The sequence below is a fragment of the Ramlibacter sp. P4_H7 genome, assembly GCF_056400765.1.
This window is the reverse complement of sequence record NZ_JBFUKP010000008.1, coordinates 28,443-48,544: the sequence shown is the minus strand read 5'-3', so window position 1 is coordinate 48,544 and position 20,102 is coordinate 28,443. Positions and strand designations below refer to the sequence as shown.

20 protein-coding genes are annotated in these 20,102 nt (G+C 68.8%); 11 read left to right on the top strand and 9 right to left on the bottom strand.

All coding sequences use genetic code 11. The features are described from left to right. Positions 1 to 34 precede the first annotated feature (34 nt). Entirely contained in the window at positions 35 to 1,663 is a 1,629-nt protein-coding gene (locus AC1DSA_RS12825) for a long-chain fatty acid--CoA ligase (RefSeq protein ID WP_477889679.1), read from the bottom strand. Between the two features lie 72 nt (positions 1,664 to 1,735). On the opposite strand from AC1DSA_RS12825, the gene AC1DSA_RS12820 reads away from it, so the two are divergent. The 7 genes from AC1DSA_RS12820 to AC1DSA_RS12790 all read left to right on the top strand — a co-directional run bounded on the left by AC1DSA_RS12820 (position 1,736) and on the right by AC1DSA_RS12790 (position 7,684). After that, the gene (locus AC1DSA_RS12820; RefSeq protein ID WP_477889677.1) at positions 1,736 to 2,332 is read left to right on the top strand and encodes a hypothetical protein; all 597 of its coding nucleotides are present in this window, start codon (positions 1,736 to 1,738) and stop codon (positions 2,330 to 2,332) included. Beyond that, complete coding sequence (locus AC1DSA_RS12815; protein WP_477889675.1) at positions 2,325 to 2,882, top strand: TlpA family protein disulfide reductase; 558 nt, start codon at positions 2,325 to 2,327, stop codon at positions 2,880 to 2,882. Before AC1DSA_RS12820 ends, AC1DSA_RS12815 begins: the two co-directional genes overlap by 8 nt. Positions 2,883 to 3,029: 147 nt before the next feature. After that, positions 3,030 to 3,482, top strand: coding sequence for an acetyl-CoA carboxylase biotin carboxyl carrier protein (gene accB, locus AC1DSA_RS12810; RefSeq protein WP_477889674.1), 453 nt, complete (start codon positions 3,030 to 3,032; stop codon positions 3,480 to 3,482). 2 nt (positions 3,483 to 3,484) lie between these two features. Further along, on the top strand, positions 3,485 to 4,834 hold the full coding sequence (gene accC / locus AC1DSA_RS12805; protein ID WP_477889672.1) for an acetyl-CoA carboxylase biotin carboxylase subunit: 1,350 nt from the start codon (positions 3,485 to 3,487) through the stop codon (positions 4,832 to 4,834). A gap of 14 nt (positions 4,835 to 4,848) precedes the next feature. Further along, positions 4,849 to 5,730 (top strand): 50S ribosomal protein L11 methyltransferase, encoded by an 882-nt coding sequence (prmA, locus tag AC1DSA_RS12800; RefSeq protein ID WP_477889670.1) that lies wholly within the window; start codon positions 4,849 to 4,851, stop codon positions 5,728 to 5,730. Positions 5,731 to 5,755: 25 nt separating this feature from the next. After that, entirely contained in the window at positions 5,756 to 6,766 is a 1,011-nt protein-coding gene (locus AC1DSA_RS12795; protein WP_477889668.1) for a DUF3426 domain-containing protein, read from the top strand. Positions 6,767 to 6,787: 21 nt separating this feature from the next. Continuing rightward, positions 6,788 to 7,684, top strand: a complete 897-nt coding sequence (locus AC1DSA_RS12790) for a carbohydrate kinase family protein (RefSeq protein WP_477889666.1) — start codon at positions 6,788 to 6,790, stop codon at positions 7,682 to 7,684. A gap of 4 nt (positions 7,685 to 7,688) precedes the next feature. Here the strand turns inward: AC1DSA_RS12790 and AC1DSA_RS12785 are convergent, their stop codons facing one another. Then, entirely contained in the window at positions 7,689 to 8,459 is a 771-nt protein-coding gene (locus AC1DSA_RS12785) for an SDR family oxidoreductase (protein WP_477889664.1), read from the bottom strand. 122 nt (positions 8,460 to 8,581) lie between these two features. Between AC1DSA_RS12785 and AC1DSA_RS12780 the strand changes: the two genes are divergently transcribed. Then, positions 8,582 to 10,018 carry an MBL fold metallo-hydrolase gene (locus AC1DSA_RS12780; RefSeq protein WP_477889662.1) on the top strand — a complete coding sequence of 479 codons (1,437 nt, stop codon included), beginning with the start codon at positions 8,582 to 8,584 and terminating at the stop codon, positions 10,016 to 10,018. Positions 10,019 to 10,079: 61 nt separating this feature from the next. Here the strand turns inward: AC1DSA_RS12780 and AC1DSA_RS12775 are convergent, their stop codons facing one another. The 5 genes from AC1DSA_RS12775 to AC1DSA_RS12755 form a co-directional block, all read right to left on the bottom strand. Continuing rightward, positions 10,080 to 11,105, bottom strand: a complete 1,026-nt coding sequence (locus AC1DSA_RS12775; RefSeq protein ID WP_477889660.1) for a branched-chain amino acid ABC transporter permease — start codon at positions 11,103 to 11,105, stop codon at positions 10,080 to 10,082. 1 nt (position 11,106) lies between these two features. Beyond that, entirely contained in the window at positions 11,107 to 11,994 is an 888-nt protein-coding gene (locus AC1DSA_RS12770) for a branched-chain amino acid ABC transporter permease (RefSeq protein WP_477889658.1), read from the bottom strand. 56 nt (positions 11,995 to 12,050) lie between these two features. Further along, entirely contained in the window at positions 12,051 to 13,265 is a 1,215-nt protein-coding gene (locus tag AC1DSA_RS12765; protein WP_477889656.1) for an ABC transporter substrate-binding protein, read from the bottom strand. Positions 13,266 to 13,297: 32 nt separating this feature from the next. After that, on the bottom strand, positions 13,298 to 14,005 hold the full coding sequence (locus AC1DSA_RS12760; protein ID WP_477889654.1) for an ABC transporter ATP-binding protein: 708 nt from the start codon (positions 14,003 to 14,005) through the stop codon (positions 13,298 to 13,300). 86 nt (positions 14,006 to 14,091) lie between these two features. Next, positions 14,092 to 14,865, bottom strand: a complete 774-nt coding sequence (locus AC1DSA_RS12755; RefSeq protein ID WP_477889652.1) for an ABC transporter ATP-binding protein — start codon at positions 14,863 to 14,865, stop codon at positions 14,092 to 14,094. Between the two features lie 223 nt (positions 14,866 to 15,088). On the opposite strand from AC1DSA_RS12755, the gene AC1DSA_RS12750 reads away from it, so the two are divergent. After that, complete coding sequence (locus AC1DSA_RS12750) at positions 15,089 to 15,892, top strand: crotonase/enoyl-CoA hydratase family protein (RefSeq protein ID WP_477889650.1); 804 nt, start codon at positions 15,089 to 15,091, stop codon at positions 15,890 to 15,892. An 8-nt stretch (positions 15,893 to 15,900) separates the two neighbouring features. Here the strand turns inward: AC1DSA_RS12750 and selD are convergent, their stop codons facing one another. After that, entirely contained in the window at positions 15,901 to 16,971 is a 1,071-nt protein-coding gene (selD, locus tag AC1DSA_RS12745) for a selenide, water dikinase SelD (protein WP_477889648.1), read from the bottom strand. Next, entirely contained in the window at positions 16,968 to 17,966 is a 999-nt protein-coding gene (gene senB / locus AC1DSA_RS12740; RefSeq protein WP_477889646.1) for a selenoneine biosynthesis selenosugar synthase SenB, read from the bottom strand. Before senB ends, selD begins: the two co-directional genes overlap by 4 nt. Between senB and senA the strand changes: the two genes are divergently transcribed. Both senA and AC1DSA_RS12730 read left to right on the top strand, forming a co-directional pair. Beyond that, positions 17,951 to 19,216 (top strand): selenoneine synthase SenA, encoded by a 1,266-nt coding sequence (gene senA, locus AC1DSA_RS12735; RefSeq protein WP_477889644.1) that lies wholly within the window; start codon positions 17,951 to 17,953, stop codon positions 19,214 to 19,216. The genes senB and senA overlap by 16 nt on opposite strands. A gap of 24 nt (positions 19,217 to 19,240) precedes the next feature. Then, positions 19,241 to 20,098 (top strand): putative selenate ABC transporter substrate-binding protein, encoded by an 858-nt coding sequence (locus AC1DSA_RS12730; RefSeq protein WP_477889643.1) that lies wholly within the window; start codon positions 19,241 to 19,243, stop codon positions 20,096 to 20,098. The last annotated feature ends 4 nt before the right edge of the window (positions 20,099 to 20,102 follow it).

The following is a 20,102-nucleotide window of genomic DNA, read 5'->3' as shown; positions in this document are numbered from 1 at the left end:
GGGGCGCGCGCCCGTGCTCGGCCGGTGTCCCGCGCTAGCGCGGGAATCGTTCACGCAGCTTGAGCTTCCAGAACTTTCCAGTGGAGGTTCGCGGCACCGCTTCGATGAATTCGTAGCGCTCGGGCAGCTGCCATTTCGCGAAGCTGTGCTTCAGCAGGTGTTCGTTCAATTCGGCGGGTCGGGGGTCGCTGCCTTTCTTCAGGACGACGCAGGCGAGCGGGCGTTCGCTCCATTTCGGGTCCGGGATGGCGATCACCGCCGCTTCGGCCACGGCGGGGTGCGCCATCAGGGCGTTCTCCAGGTCCACCGAGCTGATCCATTCGCCGCCGGACTTGATCAGGTCCTTGGTGCGATCGGTGATGCGCACGAATCCGAGCTCGTCCACCGAGGCGACGTCGCCGGTGCGCAGCCAGCCATCGTCCGTGAATTTCTCGGGGCTGATCGGCACCTCGTGGTAGCTGCCGGTGATGAAGGGACCGCGCACCTGGATCTCGCCCACGCTCTGGCCGTCCCAGGGCTGGGGACCGCCTTCGCCGATCACGCGCAGGTCGACCAGCGGCACGGGCACGCCGGCCATCGCGGCGCGCCGGTACTTCTCGTCGTCGCTGGCGCCCTGCAGCTCCGCGCGCGGGTAGGAGATCGTGCAGACCGGCGAGGTCTCGGTCATGCCCCAACCCTGTTCGATCCAGATGCCATGGCGGTCGAAGGCGCGGATCAGCGCCTCCGGCACGGCCGCGCCGCCCACCAGCGAGCGCATGCCGCGCGGCAGCGTCCAGCGGCCGTGGTGGGGAGAGTCCTTCGCCTGGGCGGCGTCGTAGGTCTGGATGAGGCCCATCCAGATGGTGGGCACGCCCAGCGACAGGGTGGGCGGCTCCACCTGCATCAGGTCCAGCAGGTCCTCGGGATGCAGGTGCGGACCCGGGAACACCAGCTTCACGCCCATCATCACCGCCCCGTAGGGCATGCCCCAGCTGTTCGCGTGGAACATGGGCGTCACCGGCATCACGACGTCGGTGCCGCGCAGCCCCCAGAAGTCGCCCAGGCTGGCCACCAGCGTGTGCAGGATGGTCGAGCGGTGCGAGTAGGCGACCCCCTTCGGCCGTCCGGTCGTCCCGGACGTGTAGCACATGGCCACCGGATCGTCCTCGCCGTGCTCGGCATAGCGGAAACCGTCCGGGTCCGCGTCGGCCAGCAGCGCTTCATAGTCCATGTACTCCGGTGCGACCCGGGCGCCCGAGAAGGGGAACACGATCACCTTCTCGAACCGGTGCAGCTTCGCGACCTGCTGGTAGAGCGGCAGCAGCACGTCGTCCACCACGAGGAAGCGGTCCTTGGCGTCGCCGGCGATCCAGCCGATCTCGTCGGGCGACAGGCGCAGGTTCAGCGTGTGCATCACGCCGCCGGCCGCGGGAATTCCGAAGTAGCACTCCAGGTGGGCGTGGTGGTTCCAGCAGAGGGTGGCGACGCGCTCGCCCTTCTTGAGGCCCAGCTTCTGCAGGGCCGATGCCAGGCTGCGCGTGCGGCGGTGGAACTCGCCGTAGGTATGGCGGCGCAGGCTCTTGTCCGGCAGGCGCGAAACGATCTCGTTGCGGTGGAACAGCTGCCCGGCGCGCTCCAGCAGGTGGTTGAGCGACAGCGGGGTGTTCATCATGGTGCTCTGCATGCCGGTCTCCTGCTCGTGAAGGCAAGCCACTGTAGGGCCCGGGGGCAGGCAGGGCAATGCAGAATGGACCCGATGGACACCCTGCAGTCGGAGATCGCCGCCACCGCCGCACGGCTGGTGGTGGAAGAGGGTCTGGAATACGGGCCGGCGAAGCGCCGTGCCGTCAAGCAGCTCGGGCTGGGCGCGCGGACCGCTCTCCCGGACAACGAGTCGCTGGAAGATGCAGTGCGCGAGTACATCGACATCTTCTGCGCGGACACCCAGCCCGCGGAGCTGGCCGCGTTGCGCAGGCTTGCGCTCACCTGGATGGAACGGATGGCGGAGTTCCGCCCGCACCTGGCCGGGGCGGTGTGGCATGGAACGGCCACGCGACTGTCCGACATCTACGTCCAGCTGTTTTGCGACGATCCCAAATCGGCGGAGATCAAGCTGATCGACCACGACGTGGACTACACGCCGCGGACGGTGAACGGGTTCCAGGGGGAGCCGGTGGAAGCCCTGAGCATCAGCAGCATGAGCGCCGAACTGGGCGAGCAGGTGGGGGTGCACCTGCTGGTCTACGATCACGACGACTTGCGGGGCGCGCTGAAGCCGGATGCCAAGGGGCGGACTCCCCGCGGCGACCTGGCGGCGGTCCGCGCCTTGCTGAAGGAACACGGAGATGCATGAAGAAGAGAGCGTCGCGACCGCGCCATCGCCGCGACGGCGTGCCTGGTTGTTCGCGGGGGTCGCCGGTGCCGCGGCGGCGGCCGGTGCCGGCATGGCCTGGTGGCGCTTGCGCCCTGCCGAACTCGCCGACGACGCGTCGCAGCAGCTCTGGGGCCTGAATTTCGAGACGCCGCAGGGTGGCCCGCTCGCGATGGCGTCCCTGCGCGGCAAGCCGCTGCTGGTGAATTTCTGGGCGACCTGGTGCGCGCCCTGCATCGAGGAAATGCCGCTTCTCGATGCGTTTTATCGCCAACACGCAGCGAACGGCTGGCAAGTGGTCGGGCTCGCGATCGACCAGCCCACCTCCGTCCGCAAGTTCCTGCAGCGAACCCCGGTCTCGTTTCCCATTGGATTGGCCGGGCTCGAGGGAACGGAGCTGACCCGGAAACTGGGCAACCTCGCCGGGGGCCTGCCGTTCTCGGTGATGCTGGACGCGGAGGGCCGCGTGCGCCAGCGTAGAATGGGCCGGCTCAGCGAGGCCGACCTGAAAGCCTGGTCGGGCCTCGGCTGACTCCAGGAGCGGCCACCTTCGCTTCATGTCGGGCATGCTTCGGCTGAAGACAACACGAAAAATGAGCGTCGTTCGGCGAAAAAGACGTAAGTAAGCGAATTTTGCTGTAAATTCGCGTCCTCTCGAACGAGGCAGGAGAACCTCCCCATGGACTTGCGCAAACTCAAGACACTGATCGACCTGGTGTCCGAATCGAACGTGTCCGAACTGGAGATCACGGAAGCGGAGGGCAAGGTCCGCATCGTCAAGGGCGGGCCCGCGATGGTTCAAGCCGTCGCCGCCCCTGCGGCGCCCGTTGCCGCTGCAGCCGTTCCGGCGCTCGCGGCCGCTGCACCCGCCCCGGTCGCGGCGCCCGAGGCGCCCAAGGGCCACACGGTCAAGTCGCCGATGGTGGGGACTTTCTACCGGGCCTCCGCGCCGGGAGCCAAGTCCTTCGTGGAGATCGGCAGCCAGATCAAGGAAGGCGAAACGATCTGCATCATCGAGGCCATGAAGATCCTCAACGAGATCGAGGCCGACAAGTCGGGCACCATCACCGCCATCCTTTGCGAGAACGGGCAAGCAGTCGAATACGGCCAGCCGCTGTTCGTGATCGAGTGAGCATGTTCAAGAAGATCCTGGTCGCGAACCGCGGGGAAATCGCGCTGCGCATTCAAAGGGCGTGCAACGAGCTCGGGGTGAAGGCCGTGATGGTCTATTCCGAAGCCGACCGCGAGGCCAAGTACGTCAAGCTGGCGGACGAGGCCGTCTGCATCGGGCCGGCGGCCTCCGCGCAGAGCTACCTGAACATGCCGGCCATCATCTCGGCGGCCGAAGTAACGGACGCCGAGGCGATCCACCCCGGCTACGGCTTCCTGTCCGAGAACGCCGACTTCGCCGAGCGGGTGGAAAAGAGCGGCTTCCAGTTCATCGGTCCCACGCCCGAGTCCATCCGGATCATGGGCGACAAGGTCTCGGCCAAGCAGGCCATGATCAAGGCGGGCGTCCCCTGCGTGCCCGGCTCGGAAGGCGAACTTCCGGACAGCGCCGCGGAAGTGCGGCGCATCGCCAAGGCGGTCGGCTACCCGGTGATCATCAAGGCCGCCGGTGGCGGCGGCGGTCGCGGCATGCGCGTCGTCCACACCGAGGCGGCCCTGATCAACGCGGTGCAGATGACCAAGGCCGAGGCCGGCGCGGCCTTCAACAATCCGTCGGTGTACATGGAGAAGTTTCTCCAGAACCCGCGCCACGTCGAGATCCAGATCCTCGCCGACAAGCACAAGAACGCCGTCTACCTGGGCGAGCGCGACTGCTCCATGCAGCGCCGGCACCAGAAGGTGATCGAGGAGGCTCCGGCCCCCGGCATCCCGCGCAAGCTGATCGAGAAGATCGGCGAGCGCTGCGCCGCCGCCTGCAAGAGGATCGGCTACCGCGGCGCGGGCACCTTCGAGTTCCTGTACGAGAACGGCGAGTTCTACTTCATCGAGATGAACACCCGGGTGCAGGTCGAGCACCCCGTGACGGAGCTCATCACCGGCATCGACATCGTCAAGACGCAGATCCGCGTCGCCGCCGGCGAGAAGCTGCCGTTCGCGCAGCGCGACATCGTCCTGCGCGGCCACGCCATCGAGTGCCGGGTGAACGCCGAGGACCCGTACAACTTCGTGCCCTCGCCCGGGCGCATCACGCTGTGGCACCAGCCCGGCGGCCCCGGCGTGCGGGTGGACTCGCACGTGTACAACAACTACTTCGTGCCGCCCAACTACGACAGCATGATCGGCAAGATCATCGTCCACGGCGACACCCGCGAGCAGGCGCTGGCCCGCATGCGGGGGGCGCTGGGCGAGACGGTGGTGGAAGGCATCAAGACCAACATCCCGCTGCACCGAGAGCTGATGGTCGACGCCAAGTTCATGGCCGGCGGCACCAACATCCACTATCTCGAAGAGTGGCTGTCGCACCATAAGAGGTGAGGGCCGGGTCGACCATGTTCGAACTGCGGCTGCTGTGCCCGGAGGAGCGCGTCGAGGCGGTCAGTGACGCGCTGGAGGCGCTCGACGCGCTGAGCGTCTCGGTCGAGGACGCCGACGCCCAGACACCGGCGGAACAGGCCCTGTTCGGCGAGCCCGGGATGCCGCCGCCCAAGGAGGGCTGGCAGCGCTCGCTGGTGATCGCGCTGTTCCCCGGCCAGGCCCAGGCCAAGGAGGCGGCGGAACTGCTCGCGCCGCAGGACTTCTTCGCCGGCTGCAAGTTCATCGCCATCGTCGACGTGCCCGAGCAGGACTGGGTGCGCCTGACGCAATCGCAATTCGAGCCGGTGGAGATCACGCCCAGCTTCTGGATCGTCCCGACCTGGCACGAACCGCCCGCGCAGGCGCAGGACGTCATCCGGCTCGACCCCGGCCTGGCCTTCGGCACCGGAACGCACCCGACCACGCGCATGTGCCTGCGCTGGATCGCCCGCCACGCGCCGCAGGCGCAGCGCGTGCTGGATTACGGCTGCGGTTCCGGCATCCTCGCCATCGGTGCAGCCAAGTTCGGCGCAGCCAGCGTGGACGCGGTCGACATCGACGAGGCGGCGGTCCGTTCCACCGAGGCCAACGCCCGCGCGAACGGCGTGCAGGTCACGGCGGGCCTGCCCGATCTGGCACAGGGCCGGTACGACACCGTGCTCGCCAACATCCTGGCCACGCCGCTCAAGGTGCTGGCCCCCCTGCTGTGCGCGCATGTCGCGCCCGGCGGGCACCTGGTCCTGGCGGGCATCCTGTCGCGCCAGGCCGACGAACTGAAGGCGGCCTACGCGCCGCACTGCCAGCTCGAAGTGAGCGACGAGCAGGACGGCTGGATCCTGATGACGGCGCGTTTCTGAGCGGCCTCTCTACAATCGCTGGCTCATGAGCCTGATCACCAGCTGCCCCGCCTGCGGCACGATGTTTCGTGTCGTCGCGGACCAGCTGAAGATCTCCGAAGGCTGGGTGCGCTGCGGCCATTGCAGCGAGGTGTTCGACGCCAGCAAGCACCTGAGCGACGAATCCGTGCTGGTGGAGCCCGAGCTGGCGCAACAGGCCACGCGCCCGGCCGACATGCCCACCCGCCCGGCCGAGATGGCGAACGAGTCGAAGGACGCCGATGCCCCCGAGGCGCCGGCCCGGGCCGCGCCTCCGCACAAACGTGCCGCCAGCGAATCCACCGACCCGTCCGACTTCTTCGGCGAAGACAGCCACGTGGCGCTGGAGCCTTCGCCACTGGACGCGCCCTTCGTGTTCCGCCCTGCGGAGGTGCTGGGCCTGCGCGACTCGCAGATTCCCGAGCCTGGCGAGGAAAGCCAGATGCTGCCCGAGGACTTCGACTTCGACCGGGCGGGGCCGGAGGACGAGGACCTGGAGGACGTCTCGTTCGTGCAGCAGGCGCGGCGCCAGGAATTCTGGAGCCGTCCGGGCATGCGGCTCGCGCTGGCTTCCTCGGGCGTGCTGCTGGCGGCGCTGCTGACGCTGCAGGTCGCCTACCAGGACCGGGACCGGCTGGCACTGAGCTCCCCCGGCATGCGGCCGCTGCTCGAAGGCATGTGTGCCGTACTGGGCTGCGCCCTGACCGCGCCGCGCCAGATCGAATCCGTGGTCATCGAGACGTCGGGCTTCAACCGCCTGCGCGACGACACCTACCGCCTCAGCTTCACGCTGCGCAACACCGCCCCCGTGCCGGTGGCGGCGCCCGCGATCGAGCTGACCCTCACCGATTCGCAGGACCAGACCATCGCGCGGCGCGTGCTCACGCCCGCGGAGCTGGGCGCGAATGCGGCGGTGATCCCCGCCACCAGCGACTGGTCGCGCAGCCTGGGCATCGCGCTCGGCACGACCGGCGGCGCGCGCGTGGCGGGCTACCGCCTCCTTGCCTTCTATCCCTGACTCCACCAAGAAAGACTTGCCATGGCAGCCGTCATCTGCGGATCGCTCGCGTTCGACACCATTATGACCTTCGAGGGGCGCTTCGCCGAGCAGATCCTGCCCGACCAGCTGCACATCCTGAACGTGTCCTTCCTGGTCCCCGCCCTGCGCCGTGATTTCGGCGGCTGCGCCGGCAACATCGCCTATGCCCTGAAGCTGCTGGGCGGGACGCCGCTGCCCATGGGCGCCGTCGGCAGCGACGGCGGCGACTACCTGCAGCGCTTCGAGCGGCTGGGCATCGCCACCGGCTTCGTGCTGCGGGTGGACGACACCTACACGGCCCAGGCGATGATCATGACGGACCGGGACAACAACCAGATCACCGCCTTCCACCCCGGCGCGATGATGCAGGCGCACCGGATGCAGGTGAAGCCGCGCGACGACATCAAGCTGGGCATGATCTCGCCCGATGGCCGCGACGCGATGCTGCAGCACGCGCAGCAGTTCAAGGCCGCCGGCATCCCCTTCGTGTTCGACCCGGGCCAGGGCCTGCCGATGTTCGACGGCACGGAGCTGGCGAACTTCATCGACCTGGCGACCTGGGTCACCGTCAACGACTACGAGGGCAAGATGCTGTCCGAGCGCACCGGCTGGAGCAGCGCCGAGATCTCGCGCCGGGTGCAGGGACTGGTGGTCACGCTGGGCGGCGACGGCTGCGAGGTGTGGGTCAATGGCGAGGTGACCCTGGTGGCGCCGGAACAGGCGAAGGCCATCGTCGATCCAACCGGCTGCGGCGATGCCTGGCGCGGCGCCCTGCTGTACGGCCTGGAGCAGGGCTGGTCCCTCACCCGCTGCGCCCAGCTGGGCAACAAGGTCGGCGCCATCAAGATCGCCAGCCGGGGCCCGCAGAACTACACGCTGGCGGGCCTGAAGCACTGAGGCATCAGCTGCCCCGGGCGATCGTGACCCCGCCGTCCACCACGATGGTCTCGCCGACCACGTAGTCGCCGGCGCGCGATGCCAGGAAGATGGCGGCGCCCGCCATGTCCTCCGTGGTGCCGATGCGCCCGGCGGGCACGCGGTGCGCGACCTCCTCGCCGTGGTCGCGCGCCTGCTTGTTCATGTCCGATGGGAACGGCCCCGGTGCGATCCCGCTGACCACGATGTTGTCCTGCGCCAGGCGCAGCGCCATCCGCTTGGTCAGGTGGATCAGGCCGGCCTTGCTGGCGGTGTACGAGTAGGTGTCCCACTGGTTCACCGAGATGCCGTCGATCGAGGCGATGTTGATCACCTTGGCCGGGCGGGCCTTGGCGCCGCGCTTGAGCGCTTCGTGCAGCGCCTGCGTGAGGAAGAAGGGCGCCTTCATGTTCAGGTCCACCACCTTGTCCCAGCCGGCTTCCGTGAAGGTGTCGAAATCCTCGCCCCAGGCCGCACCGGCGTTGTTCACCAGGATGTCCAGGGCCGGCTCGCGCTGGCCGATCTCGGCGGCCAGCTGGCGCGCGCCCTCGACCGTGGACACGTCGATCGGCAGCGAGATGCACGGCCCGATCGCCGACAGCTCCCTCGCGGTGGCATCGCAGGCGGCGGCCTTGCGGGCCGTGATGTAGACCTTCGCGCCCTGGTGCAGCAGGCCGGTGGCGATCATGCGGCCGATGCCGCGGGAGCCGCCGGTGACCAGGGCGACGCGGCCAGTTAGGGAAAACAGGTCTTTCATGGGGGAACTCCGCTGTGAGAGGCCGAGCCTAACGGCACGCGCGCGACCTTCCAATCACCTGAATGACAACCGGCCGGCACGTCTCCGCAACGCGCGCGCGGCGGCCCTGGCAAGGAGACGACATGCTTCGCCATGCATTGGCTTCCCTCGCGACCGCCGGACTGCTGGTGGCCTGCGCCACACGGGACGACGCCGCCGCCGTCCTCGCGCAGGCCGACCAGGCGATGGGCGGCACCCAGCTCAAGACCTTGCGCTACGCCGGCAGCGGCACGGGCGCCACCTTCGGGCAGGCGTACGTGCCGGGCACGCCCTGGCCGCGGATCAACATCCCCAGCTACGCGCGGTGGGCCGACTACGAGAACGCGGCGCTGCGGGAAGACTCCGTGCGGGCCCGGTCCGAGGTGAATGGCGGCGGTGGGATTCCGCCCATGGGCATGGGTGATCAGCGCGCGTCCGCGTGGGTGCGCGGCAACCAGGCCTGGAACATGGTGGGCCCGGCGCCGGCCGCGGCGCCTGTGGCCCTGGAGAGCCGGATCCACGACCTCTGGACCACGCCGCATGGCGTGGTGAAGGCGGCGCTGCGCAACAACGCGACCGTCCGCAGCGAAGGCGGCATGTCGGTGGTCTCGTTCGCGCAGGCGGGGCAATACCGCGCCACCGCGTGGATCGGCGCGGACGGGCTGGTGCAGCGCGTCGATTCCGTGATGCCGCATCCCGTCAGCGGGGACACCGCCGTGAGCACCGTCTATTCGGGCTGGCGCGACTGGGGCGGCGTGAAGTTCCCGGCGCGCATCGTGCAAAGCCAGGGCGGCCATCCCGTGCTCGACATCAACGTCACCGAGGTCCAGGCCAACGCTCCCTTCGCCAGCGAGGTGCCCGCGCTGGTGGCGCAGTTCGCCGAGAAGGTGGACGCCAACAAGGTGGCGGACGGCGTGTGGCACCTGGGCGGCGGTTCGCACAACAGCGTGCTGGTGGAATTCGCCGACCACGTGATGCTGATCGAGAGCCCGCTGTACGACGGGCGCGCGAATGCAGTCATGGCGGAGGCCAGGCGCCTCGTGCCGAACAAGCCGCTGCGTTACGTGGTGAATTCGCACCACCACTTCGACCATGCCGGCGGATTGCGCGCCGCGGGGGCGACCGGCGCCACGCTGGTGGTGAGCGAGCCGGCCCGTGCCTTCTTCGAGCAGACCTTCGCCACGCCCAACGCGATCCGCCCCGATGCGCTCGCGCAGTCCGGGCGGCGCCCGACCTTGCTGGGTGTCGGCGGCTCCCGGACCTTCAGTGACGCGACGCGCACGGTGCAGGTGCTCTTCATCGAAGGCAGCCCGCACGCGCAGGGCTTCATGATGGCCTGGCTGCCCAAGGAACGGCTGCTGGTGGAAGCCGACGCCTACACTCCGGGTCCGCCCAACAGTCCCCCGCCGGCCCAGGCCAACCCCCTGCACGTGAACCTCGTGACCAACGTGCAGCGCCAGGGCTGGGACGTGGACCGCATCCTGCCGCTGCATGGCCGGGTCGTTCCGTACGCCGAGCTGCGGACCGCGGCGAAGATGTGAGCCGCGGCGTGCCATGAAAAAAGCGGCCTCGCGGCCGCTTTTTTTTGCACTCCAGGGTCTCTCAGGCCCTGGCCTTCGCCTTGCGCCGGTCGCGCCAGGCGAGCACCTCGCCGACGATGCCCTTGCGGAAGGCCAGCACGCAGACCACGAAGATCGCACCGATGATCACGGTCACCCAGGCGCCGACCTTGTCGGCCAGCGTGTCCTGCAGCGAGATCACCAGCACCGAGCCGATCACCGGACCGAGGAAGGTGCCCACGCCGCCCAGCAGGCTCATGAGGATCACTTCGCCGGACATCGTCCAGTCCACGTCGGTCAGCGAGGCGAGCCCCATCACCAGGCACTTGAGCGAACCCGCCAGCCCGGAGAGCGACGCCGACAGCACGAAGGCCAGCAGCTTGTAGCGGTCGACCTCGTAGCCCAGCGAAATGGCGCGCGGCTCGTTCTCGCGGATCATCTTGAGCACCTGCCCGAACGGCGAGGTCACCACCCGCTGGATGAACAGGAAGCAGGCGACGAAGATCACCAGCACCACGTAGTACATGACGGTGTCGGAGGCGAGCGGCAGCATGCCGAACAGTGTGCCGCGCGGCACCGCCTGCAGGCCGTCTTCGCCGCCGGTGAAGGGCGCCTGCAGGCAGACGAAGAACACCATCTGCGACAGGGCCAGCGTGATCATCGCGAAGTAGATGCCCTGGCGGCGGATCGCGATCAGGCCGAACAGGATGCCCAGCAAGGCGGCGACGCCGGTGCCCGCCAGGATGCCGACGACCGGGGGCCAGGCCTGCACCTTCACGACGTAGCCCGTGACGTAGGCCGCGAAGCCGAAGAAGGCGGCATGGCCGAAGGACAGCAGGCCTGTGAATCCCAGCAGCAGGTTGAAGGCGCAGGCGAACAGCGCGAAGCACAGCGCCTTCATCACGAACACCGGGTACAGCCCGAGCAATGGCGCGATGACCGCCAGCGCCAGCAGCGCCAGGTAGGTCAGGCGGACCGCCTTGCTGCTCGAGGGTGCCTGCGCGACCGGCGTGGTCGCGCCCGGCACGGCGGCGTCGGGCGTCAGCGAAGTGGTGACGGAAGAACTCATGTCAGGCCTCCTTGCCGAACAGGCCGGCGGGCCGCAGCATCAGCACGATCACCATGATGACGAACACCACCACGTTGGAAGCCTCCGGGTAGAACACGCGGGTGAGGCCTTCGATCACGCCCAGCAGCAGGCCGGTGATCACGGAGCCGAGGATGGAGCCCATGCCGCCGATCACCACGACGGCGAACACCACGATGATCAGGTTGGAGCCCATCACGGGACGCACCTGGATCACGGGCGCGGCCAGCACTCCGGCCAGAGCGGCCAGCGCCGCGCCCACGGCATAGGTCATCGTGATCATCATCGGCACGTTCACGCCGAAGGCCTGCACCAGCTTGGCGTTCTCGGTGCCGGCGCGCAGGTAGGCGCCCAGCCGCGTGCGCTCGATCAGGTACCAGGTGCCCAGGCAGACGGTGATGGAGGAGAACACCACCCAGGCGCGGTAGTTGGGCAGCACCATGAAGCCCAGGTTGGTGGAACCTCCCAGCAGTTCCGGCACCGGATAGGACTGGCCGGATACGCCGTACTGGTCCCGGAAGATGCCTTCCAGGATGAGGGAGAGGCCGAAGGTGAGGAGCAGGCCGTACAGCGGGTCGAGGCCGTACAGCCGCTTGAGGAATGCGCGTTCGATCAGCACACCGAGCGCGCCCACCATCAGCGGCGCGATCACCAGCGCCGCCCAGTAGTTCACGCCCCATTTGTCCAGCATGATCCACGCGGCGAACGCGCCGACCATGTAGAGCGCGCCGTGCGCGAAGTTCACGATGTCGAGCAGGCCGAAGATCACCGCCAGCCCCAGGCTCAGCATGGCGTAGAAGGCGCCGTTCACCAGGCCCAGCATGAGCTGGCCCAGGAAGGCCTGCAACGGGATGCCAAAGATTTCGGTCATGGGAGGGAGGAAAGGCCGGCCCCACGCGGGGCCGGCGACATCAGGCGGTTAGCGGGTCACTTCCAGAGGGCGCACTTGCTCTCGGCCTTGGTGGTCCAGGCCTCTTCGCCCTTGAACACCTGGACCACCTTGTAGTAGTCCCACGGCTCGGTGGACTCCTTCGGGGTCTTCACCTGCATCAGGTACATGTCGTGGATCACGCGGCCATCGCCCCGGACATAGCCGTTCTTCATGAAGACGTCGTTGAACTTCGCCTTCTTCATGTGGTCCAGCACCTTCTCCGGGTCGTCGCTGTTCACGGCCTTCACCGCGGTCAGGTACTGCAAGGTGCTGGAGTAGTCACCGGCCTGCACGGAGGAGGGCATGCGCTTCATCTTGTCGAAGAACTTGCGCGCCCAGTCGCGCGTTTCCTTGCTCTGGTTCCAGTACCAGCTGTCGGTCAGGTACATGCCCTGCGTGGTGTTCAGGCCCAGCGAGTGGATGTCGTTGATGAACACCAGCAGGCCCGCCAGCTTCATCGTCTTGGTGATGCCGAACTCGTTGGCCGCCTTGATCGAGTTGATCGTGTCGCCGCCGGCGTTGGCAAGGCCCAGGATCTGGGCCTTGCTGCCCTGCGCCTGCAGCAGGAAGGACGAGAAGTCGCTGGCGTTCAGCGGGGCGCGCACCGAGCCCACCACCTTGCCGCCGTTGGCTTCGACCACGCGCGTGGTGTCGGCCTGCAGCTGGTGGCCGAAGGCGTAGTCGGCGGTCAGGAAGTACCAGGTCTTGCCGCCCTGCTTGACCACGGCGCCGCCGGTGCCCTTGGCCAGGGCGGTGGTGTCGTAGGCCCAGTGCAGGGTGTAGGGCGAGCACTGCTCGTTGGTCAGGGCGGAGGTCGCCGCGCCGACGGAGATGAAGGGCTTCTTCTTCTCCTGCGCCACCTTGGCCATGGCCAGGTTGGTGCCGGAGTTGGTGCCGCCGATCAACATGTCCACGCCCTGCGTGTCGAACCATTCGCGCGCCTTGGTGGCCGCGACGTCGGGCTTGTTCTGGTGGTCGGCCGAGATCACTTCGATCTTCTTGCCGCCGATGGCGCCGCCCATTTCGGCGATGGCCATCCGGATGGCTTCGACGCTGCCCTGGCCGCCGATGTCGGCGTACACGCTGGACATGTCGGTGATGACGCCGATGCGGATCACGTCGCCGGAGATCTGCGCCTGCGCGGGAGCGGCGGCGCCGAACAGGGCGGCGGCACCGAGCGCGACGGCTGCATGTGCGTTCTTGAGTTTCATGGGGTCTCCTTCGTTGAAAACAGCTTGCTGACTTATACGCCCAGGTATTCCTTGAGCATCTCCGTGTTGGCGGCGAGCTCGGACTGCGCGAACTCGCGCACGATCCGGCCGTGTTCCATCACGTAGAAGCGGTCCGCCAGCGGCGCGGCGAACCGGAAGTTCTGTTCCACCAGCACGATCGTGTAGCCCTTGGCCTTGAGCGTGCGGATGGTCTCGGCGAGCTTCTGCACGATCACCGGTGCCAGGCCTTCGGAAATCTCGTCCAGCAGCAGCAGGCGCGCGCCGGTGCGCAGGATGCGAGCGACCGCCAGCATCTGCTGTTCGCCGCCGGACAGGCGCGTGCCGGGACTCGCGGCGCGCTCCTTCAGGTTGGGGAACATGTCGTAGATCTCGGCCACGCTCATGCCGCCCTGGGCGATGGCGGGCGGAAGCATCAGGTTTTCCTCGGCGGAGAGGCTCGCGAAGATGCCGCGCTCTTCCGGGCAGTAGCCCAGGCCCAGGCGCGCGATGCGGTGCGGCGGCAGCTTGATCGTCTCTTCGCCGCGGATGCGGATGGAGCCCTTGCGCGCGCCGGTCAGCCCCATGATCGCGCGCATGGTGGTCGTGCGGCCGGCGCCGTTGCGTCCCAGCAGCGACACCACCTCGCCCTCGTTGACGTTCATGTTCACGCCGTGCAGGACGTGCGATTCGCCGTACCAGGCGTGCAGCTCTTCGATGTGCAGCAACTCGTTGGCGGGCATCATGCCTCCGCCCGGCCGCCCGAAGGAGGCATGGGCCCCCTCGGGGGGCAGTGCAGCGGCGCAGCCGCAATCGTGGGGGTCAACATTCAATGCGCCCCTTGCAGTTCGGTGTCGGCCGAGCCCATGTAGGCCTCGATCACCTGCGGATTCTTCGACACCTCCGCGTACGGGCCGTCGGCGATGACGGCGCCGCGCTGCAGCACCGTGATGCGGTCGGCGATGGAGGACACGACGTTCATGTTGTGTTCCACCATCAGGATGGTGCGACCCTGGGACACCTTCTTGATCAGCTGGGTCACGCGGTGCACGTCCTCGTGTCCCATGCCCTGCGTGGGCTCGTCGAGCAGCATCAGTTCCGGCTCCAGCGCCATGGTGGTGGCGAGTTCCAGCGCGCGCTTGCGGCCGTACGGCAGGTTGACGGTGAGCTCGTGGGCGAAGTCCTGCAGGTCCACCGAGGCGAGCAGTTGCAGCGCGCGCTCGTGCAGCGGGTACAGCGACTTCTCCGGCTTCCAGAAGTGGAAGGAAGTGCCCTGGTTGCGCTGCAGCGCCGCGCGCACGTTCTCCATCGCGGTCAGGTGCGGGAACACCGCCGAGATCTGGAAGGAGCGCACGATGCCGCGCCGCGCCGTCTGTGCCGGCCGCTCGTTCGTGATGTCGGTGCCGCGGTAGGTGATCCTGCCGCGCGTGGGCGGCAGGAACTTGGTGAGCAGGTTGAAGAAGGTGGTCTTGCCGGCCCCGTTCGGACCGATCAGCGCATGGATGTCGCCGCGCCTGACCTTCAGATCCACGTTGTTCACGGCGACGAAGCCCTTGAACTCCTTGGTCAGGCCCTGGGTTTCCAGGATGGTCTCAGCGGACAAATCACTCCTCCGTGGGGCGTAGCAAGACAGCGGGACCATCGGCCCCGTCGAAGGCGCCAATGGTGCAAGGCATGCTGCAGCGCAGAAAGGGGGGTAGACCCTAAGTAGTTCTGCTTGCTGGACCATGCGGCCGTGCACGGTGGTGGTGCCCTCGCTCGGGCGCGGTTCAAGCTTTCAAAAGCCTGACTCGCGCAGAATGCGCACTGGTCAACAGGAGACGACGATGAACGAGGAACGGGTCCGCGTCACGGTGGACGAGCAGGGCGTGGCCGAGGTCGCGATGGTGCGCGCGGACAAGATGAACGCGCTCGACCCGCAGATGTTCCGGGCGCTGACCGACGCCATCGCGCAGCTGCGTGCCGATGCGCGGGTGCGTGCCGTGGTGTTGCACGGTGAAGGCCGTGCCTTCTGCGCCGGACTCGACAAGTCCAGCCTGCAGGGCATCGCCGGCCAGGACGGTGCCTCGTCGGTCGGCGACCTGGTGCCGCGCACCCACGGACTGGCCAACGCCTGGCAGCAGGTGGCGTGGGGCTGGCGCGAACTGCCCGTGCCGGTGATCGCCGCCGTGCAGGGCGTCGCGTTCGGCGGCGGCCTGCAGATCGCCCTGGGGGCGGACGTGCGGCTGGTGCATCCCGAGGCCCGGTTGTCGGTGATGGAAGTGAAGTGGGGGCTGGTGCCCGACATGGCGGGCTGCGTGCTGCTGACCGAACTCACGCGCGCCGACGTGGCGCGCGAGCTGACCTTCACCGGCCGCATCGTCAGCGGCCAGGAAGCGGTCGGGATAGGGCTGGCCACACGGGAGACGCTGGACCCGCTGGCGGATGCGCGGGCGATGGCGCGCCAGATCGCGGGCAGCAGCCCGGACGCGATCCGCGGGGCCAAGCGCCTGCTGAACACCGCTTCCCCGGTCGATGCGGGGCGCGTCCTGCTGGCGGAAGCCTTCGAACAGCAGCGGCTGATCGGCAGCGCGAACCAGCGCGAGGCCGTGCAGGCGGGAATGGAAAACCGCCCGCCGACGTTCCGCTGACGACGGACTCAGCGAACGTTCAGGCGTGCGCCGGTGCCGGCGGGACCGGCGTGGCCGATCACGGCCGCCTGGCCGAAGCCATGGCGGCGGAACACCTCCAGCACCTGCTGCACGCTGTCCGGCGTGCAGGTCACCAGCAGGCCGCCGCTGGTCTGCGGATCGGTCAACAGCGCGCGCTCCGCTGCGTCGAAGCTGCCGGGCAGGCTGATCTCGCCGCCGTAGCCGGCCCAGTTGCGGTCGGACGCGCCGGTGACGAAGCCGGCGCGGGCGAGTTCACGCACGCCTTCCAGCACCGGCACCTTGCTCCACTCGATCTCCAGGGACAGGCCGGCGCCGCGCGCAAGCTCCAGGGCGTGGCCGGCAAGGCCGAAGCCGGTGACGTCGGTGAGCGCATGCACGCCCTCCAGCGCGGCCAGTTCGGGGCCGGGCGTGTTCAGGCGGGTGGTCGTGGAAATCATCCGGTCGTAGCCGGCAGCGTCGAGCTGTTCCTTCTTCAGCGCGGCCGACAGCACGCCCACGCCCAGCGGCTTTCCGAGCACCAGCAGGTCGCCCGCCTTGGCATCGGCATTGCGCTTGACGCGCTTGGGATGCACCAGGCCCAGCGCCACCAGGCCATAGATCGGCTCGACCGAATCGATGGTGTGGCCGCCGGCGATCGGGATGCCCGCCGCCTTGCACACGGACTCGCCGCCCTCCAGGATGCGGCCGATGGTGGCGGTGGACAGCACGCTGATCGGCATCCCGACCAGGGCCAGCGCCAGGATCGGCTTGCCACCCATGGCGTACACGTCGGAGATGGCGTTGGTGGCGGCGATGCGGCCGAAGTCGTACGGATCGTCCACGATCGGCATGAAGAAGTCCGTCGTGGCGATCAGGGCCTGCTCGTCGTTGAGCTGGTAGACGGCCGCGTCGTCCGCGGTCTCGATGCCCACCAGCAGTTCGGGCGGCACCGGCAGCCGGGCCGTTCCCTTGAGGATTTCCGACAGCACGCCGGGAGCGATCTTGCAGCCGCAACCGCCGCCATGCGACAGCGAGGTGAGGCGGGGTTCGGCGGCGGCTTTGGGCAGCGGTGCGTTCATGGGGCGGATTCCAGTTCTTGCAGCAGGTTCAGGAGCGCCTGGCGCTCGGCGCCCGCATCGAACAGCGGCGCGCGCAGGGCGCATTGTGCGCCGAGCCGTGCGAGCAGGCGGTCCGCGGGGTTTTCGGCCGCGCGGCTGTCGCGGCAGTCCGCCAGCAGCCGCGCCAGGGTCGCCGCGTCGCCGTGGGGGAAGTAGCCGGCGTAGTCGCCGCCGAGCATGCCGACGTTGCCGGGAACCCGGCTCGCCAGCACCGGCGTTCCGCAGCGCACCGCCTCCATGACCACGTGCGCGCCGCCTTCCAGGGCGCTGGTGTGGACGAGGACGTGCGCCGAACGGATGTGCCGCACGGTCTCGTCATGGGGCAGCCCGCCCAGCCATTCGTACCCCGGGCAGTCGCGCGCGGTGGCCCGGGCCTCCTCGGCCAGGGACGGCTCACCGGCGCTGTCGCCGATGTGCGTGATGCGCAAGTCGGGGCGATCGCGCAGCAGCCGGGCCCCGGCCCACAGGGTCTGCGGCGACTTCACCTGACGCAGGTGGCCGACCATCACGGCCTGCAGCCGGTCCGCGGGCTTGGGCAGGGCGGGCAGGGCCGGTGTGGACTGGAAGATCACGCGCGCCTTGCCGCGATGCTCGGGCGGCAGGGCCTGCGGCCCGAGTTCCTGCAGCACCACCAGGCGCTGGGCCAGGTCCAGCGAACGCCGGGCGTCCGCATCGGTCGCGATGTCCTGGTAGAGGTCGGTGCCGGTCAGTACCACGGCCAGACCGCGGCCGGGGTGACGTTGCGCCCAGGCAGCGATAGGCGCCGCGGAGCGCCGCGCGTGCAGCGCGAGCATCAGCGTGTCGCCGTCCGCCTGCGCATCGGGCCAGGCCTTGGTGATGCGCACCGGATGGCGGCCTGACAGCAGTTCCTGCCAGCGCCGCGCGGTGCGCCAGTTGCCGTTGTTGGCGTCGACCAGGGCGGGGCTTACGATCACCACCGATGGGGAATTCGACATCAGCTGTTTATAGCGCGGCCGGGACCGATGAGGCGGACGCGCTGCGCAGGGGGCCGCCCGCCGCCGTGCGCTCGGTCCTGTTGCGGGCACGTGAGCGCACGCTCCGTCTGGCGGAGGACTTCCGCGCGGCGCTGGGTCCACGGCCGCAGGTGCCGTACGCGGAAGAACTGAATCCCCCGCTCTGGGAGCTGGGCCACGTGGGCTGGTTCCAGGAATGGTGGCTGGGCCGCAATCCGCAGCGCGACCTCGGCAGCCAGGCCGACCCTTTCGTGAGCCGGCCCCCCTCGCTGCTGCCCCAGGCCGATGCCTGGTACGACTCCAGCCGCGTCGCGCACGCCAGCCGATGGGACTTGCCGCTGCCGGACGCCGCCGCGACGACGCGCTACCTCGAGCGCACCCTGGCGCAGACGCTGGCGCTGCTCGACGCCTTGCCGCCGGATGCCAGCGATGCCGAGCTCTATTTCTTCCGGCTGGCGGCGGTGCACGAACTGATGCACGCGGAGGCGGCTGCCTACATGGGGCAGGGCCTGGGCATCGCACTGCGCGAGAGCAGCCTGCCGGTGACCGCCTCGAACCGGGCGGAGCTGGCGGTGCCGGCGACTCGTTTCCGGTTGGGATCGCCGGCGGGCGGCTTTGCATTCGACAACGAACTGCAGGCGCATCCGGTGGACGTGGCCGCCCTGGCCATCGACGCGGAGCCGGTGACCTGGGGCGCCTACCTGCCGTTCCTGGAGCAGGGCGGCTACGAGGAGCCCCAATGGTGGACACCGGAAGGCCGGCTGTGGCTCGCGAAGTTGCCGCACCGCCGTCCGCAGGCGCTGCGCCGCACCCCCACCGGGTGGGAGCAGATGCGCGACGGTCGATGGGAGCCGGTGCGCGAGGAGCAGGTGGCGCAGCACCTGAGCGCCCACGAGGCGGATGCGTGGTGCCGCTGGGCCGGCCGGCGCCTGCCGACGGAAGCGGAATGGGAGTGCGCGGCGATCACGCACCCGGGCTTTCGCTGGGGCCACGCCTGGGAGTGGACCGCCAGCCGCTTCGAGCCCTATCCCGGTTTCCAGCCGCATCCCTACCGCGACTATTCGCAGCCCTGGTTCGGCACGCGGCGCGTGCTGCGCGGGGCGTCGCCGGCGACGGCGCCGGCCCTGGCCCATCCGCGCTACCGCAACTTCTACGAACCGCACCGCCGCGACATCTTCGCCGGCTTCCGCAGTGTCCGTACGGACCACGCGCCCAGGCCGACTGCGGTCTAATCCACTTTCGCTCCCGGAGTCTCCGTGCACACCAAGATCCTGTCCCGCGTCCTGCTTTCCTGCGTCCTCCTGGCCGGCGCCTTCGCCGCCCAGGCCCAGCAGGTGTTCCGCATCACCGCCATCCCCGACGAATCGCCGACGGAACTGGCCCGCAAGGCGGCGCCACTGGCCAAGTACCTGGAGCGCAAGCTGGGGATCAAGGTCGAATTCACGCCGGTGACCGACTACGCCGCCGCCGTGGAGGCGCTGGTGAACAAGCAGGTGGACCTCGCCTGGTTCGGCGGCTTCACCTTCGTGCAGGCCAACCAGCGTTCCGGCGGCAAGATCATTCCGCTGGTGCAGCGGGAAGAGGACGAGAAATTCCGCTCGGTCTTCATCGCCACCGATCCGGCGTTCAAGACCCTGGCCGACCTGAAGGGTCACAACCTCAGCTTCGGTTCGCAATCCAGCACCTCCGGCCACCTGATGCCGCGCAGCTACCTGCTGGCCGCCGGCATCGATCCCGACAAGGACCTCAAGCGCGTCGCCTACTCCGGCGCGCACGACGCCACCGTCGCCGCGGTCGCCTCGGGCAAGGTCGACGCCGGGGCGCTGAACATCTCGGTGTGGGACAAGCTGGTGGCCGACAAGAAGGTCGACCCGGCCAAGGTGCGCGTGTTCTACACCACGCCGGCCTATTTCGACTACAACTGGAGCGTGCACGCCGACATGCCGGCCGCCACGCGCCAGAAGCTGGCGCAGGCCTTCACCGAACTCACGCCGGCCACGCCCGAGGGCAAGGAGATCCTCGAGCTGCAGCGCGCCACCCGCTTCATTCCGACCCAGGTCGAGAACTACAAGGGCATCGAGGCGGCCGCGCGCAACGCGGGCCTGCTGAAGTGAACGC

Excerpts from the sequence above, each read along its gene's own strand:
- AC1DSA_RS12785 (WP_477889664.1), bottom strand. The coding sequence starts at position 8,459 with ATGAAAGACCTGTTTTCCCTAACTGGCCGCGTCGCCCTGGTCACCGGC.
- selD (WP_477889648.1), bottom strand. The coding sequence starts at position 16,971 with ATGAACGCACCGCTGCCCAAAGCCGCCGCCGAACCCCGCCTCACCTCG.
- AC1DSA_RS12765 (WP_477889656.1), bottom strand. The coding sequence starts at position 13,265 with ATGAAACTCAAGAACGCACATGCAGCCGTCGCGCTCGGTGCCGCCGCC.
- AC1DSA_RS12760 (WP_477889654.1), bottom strand. The coding sequence starts at position 14,005 with ATGCCCGCCAACGAGTTGCTGCACATCGAAGAGCTGCACGCCTGGTAC.
- AC1DSA_RS12780 (WP_477889662.1), top strand. The coding sequence starts at position 8,582 with ATGCTTCGCCATGCATTGGCTTCCCTCGCGACCGCCGGACTGCTGGTG.
- AC1DSA_RS12775 (WP_477889660.1), bottom strand. The coding sequence starts at position 11,105 with ATGAGTTCTTCCGTCACCACTTCGCTGACGCCCGACGCCGCCGTGCCG.
- AC1DSA_RS12750 (WP_477889650.1), top strand. The coding sequence starts at position 15,089 with ATGAACGAGGAACGGGTCCGCGTCACGGTGGACGAGCAGGGCGTGGCC.
- senB (WP_477889646.1), bottom strand. The coding sequence starts at position 17,966 with ATGTCGAATTCCCCATCGGTGGTGATCGTAAGCCCCGCCCTGGTCGAC.
- AC1DSA_RS12790 (WP_477889666.1), top strand. The coding sequence starts at position 6,788 with ATGGCAGCCGTCATCTGCGGATCGCTCGCGTTCGACACCATTATGACC.
- AC1DSA_RS12825 (WP_477889679.1), bottom strand. The coding sequence starts at position 1,663 with ATGCAGAGCACCATGATGAACACCCCGCTGTCGCTCAACCACCTGCTG.
- AC1DSA_RS12770 (WP_477889658.1), bottom strand. The coding sequence starts at position 11,994 with ATGACCGAAATCTTTGGCATCCCGTTGCAGGCCTTCCTGGGCCAGCTC.
- accB (WP_477889674.1), top strand. The coding sequence starts at position 3,030 with ATGGACTTGCGCAAACTCAAGACACTGATCGACCTGGTGTCCGAATCG.
- AC1DSA_RS12815 (WP_477889675.1), top strand. The coding sequence starts at position 2,325 with ATGCATGAAGAAGAGAGCGTCGCGACCGCGCCATCGCCGCGACGGCGT.
- senA (WP_477889644.1), top strand. The coding sequence starts at position 17,951 with ATGGGGAATTCGACATCAGCTGTTTATAGCGCGGCCGGGACCGATGAG.
- accC (WP_477889672.1), top strand. The coding sequence starts at position 3,485 with ATGTTCAAGAAGATCCTGGTCGCGAACCGCGGGGAAATCGCGCTGCGC.
- prmA (WP_477889670.1), top strand. The coding sequence starts at position 4,849 with ATGTTCGAACTGCGGCTGCTGTGCCCGGAGGAGCGCGTCGAGGCGGTC.
- AC1DSA_RS12795 (WP_477889668.1), top strand. The coding sequence starts at position 5,756 with ATGAGCCTGATCACCAGCTGCCCCGCCTGCGGCACGATGTTTCGTGTC.
- AC1DSA_RS12820 (WP_477889677.1), top strand. The coding sequence starts at position 1,736 with ATGGACACCCTGCAGTCGGAGATCGCCGCCACCGCCGCACGGCTGGTG.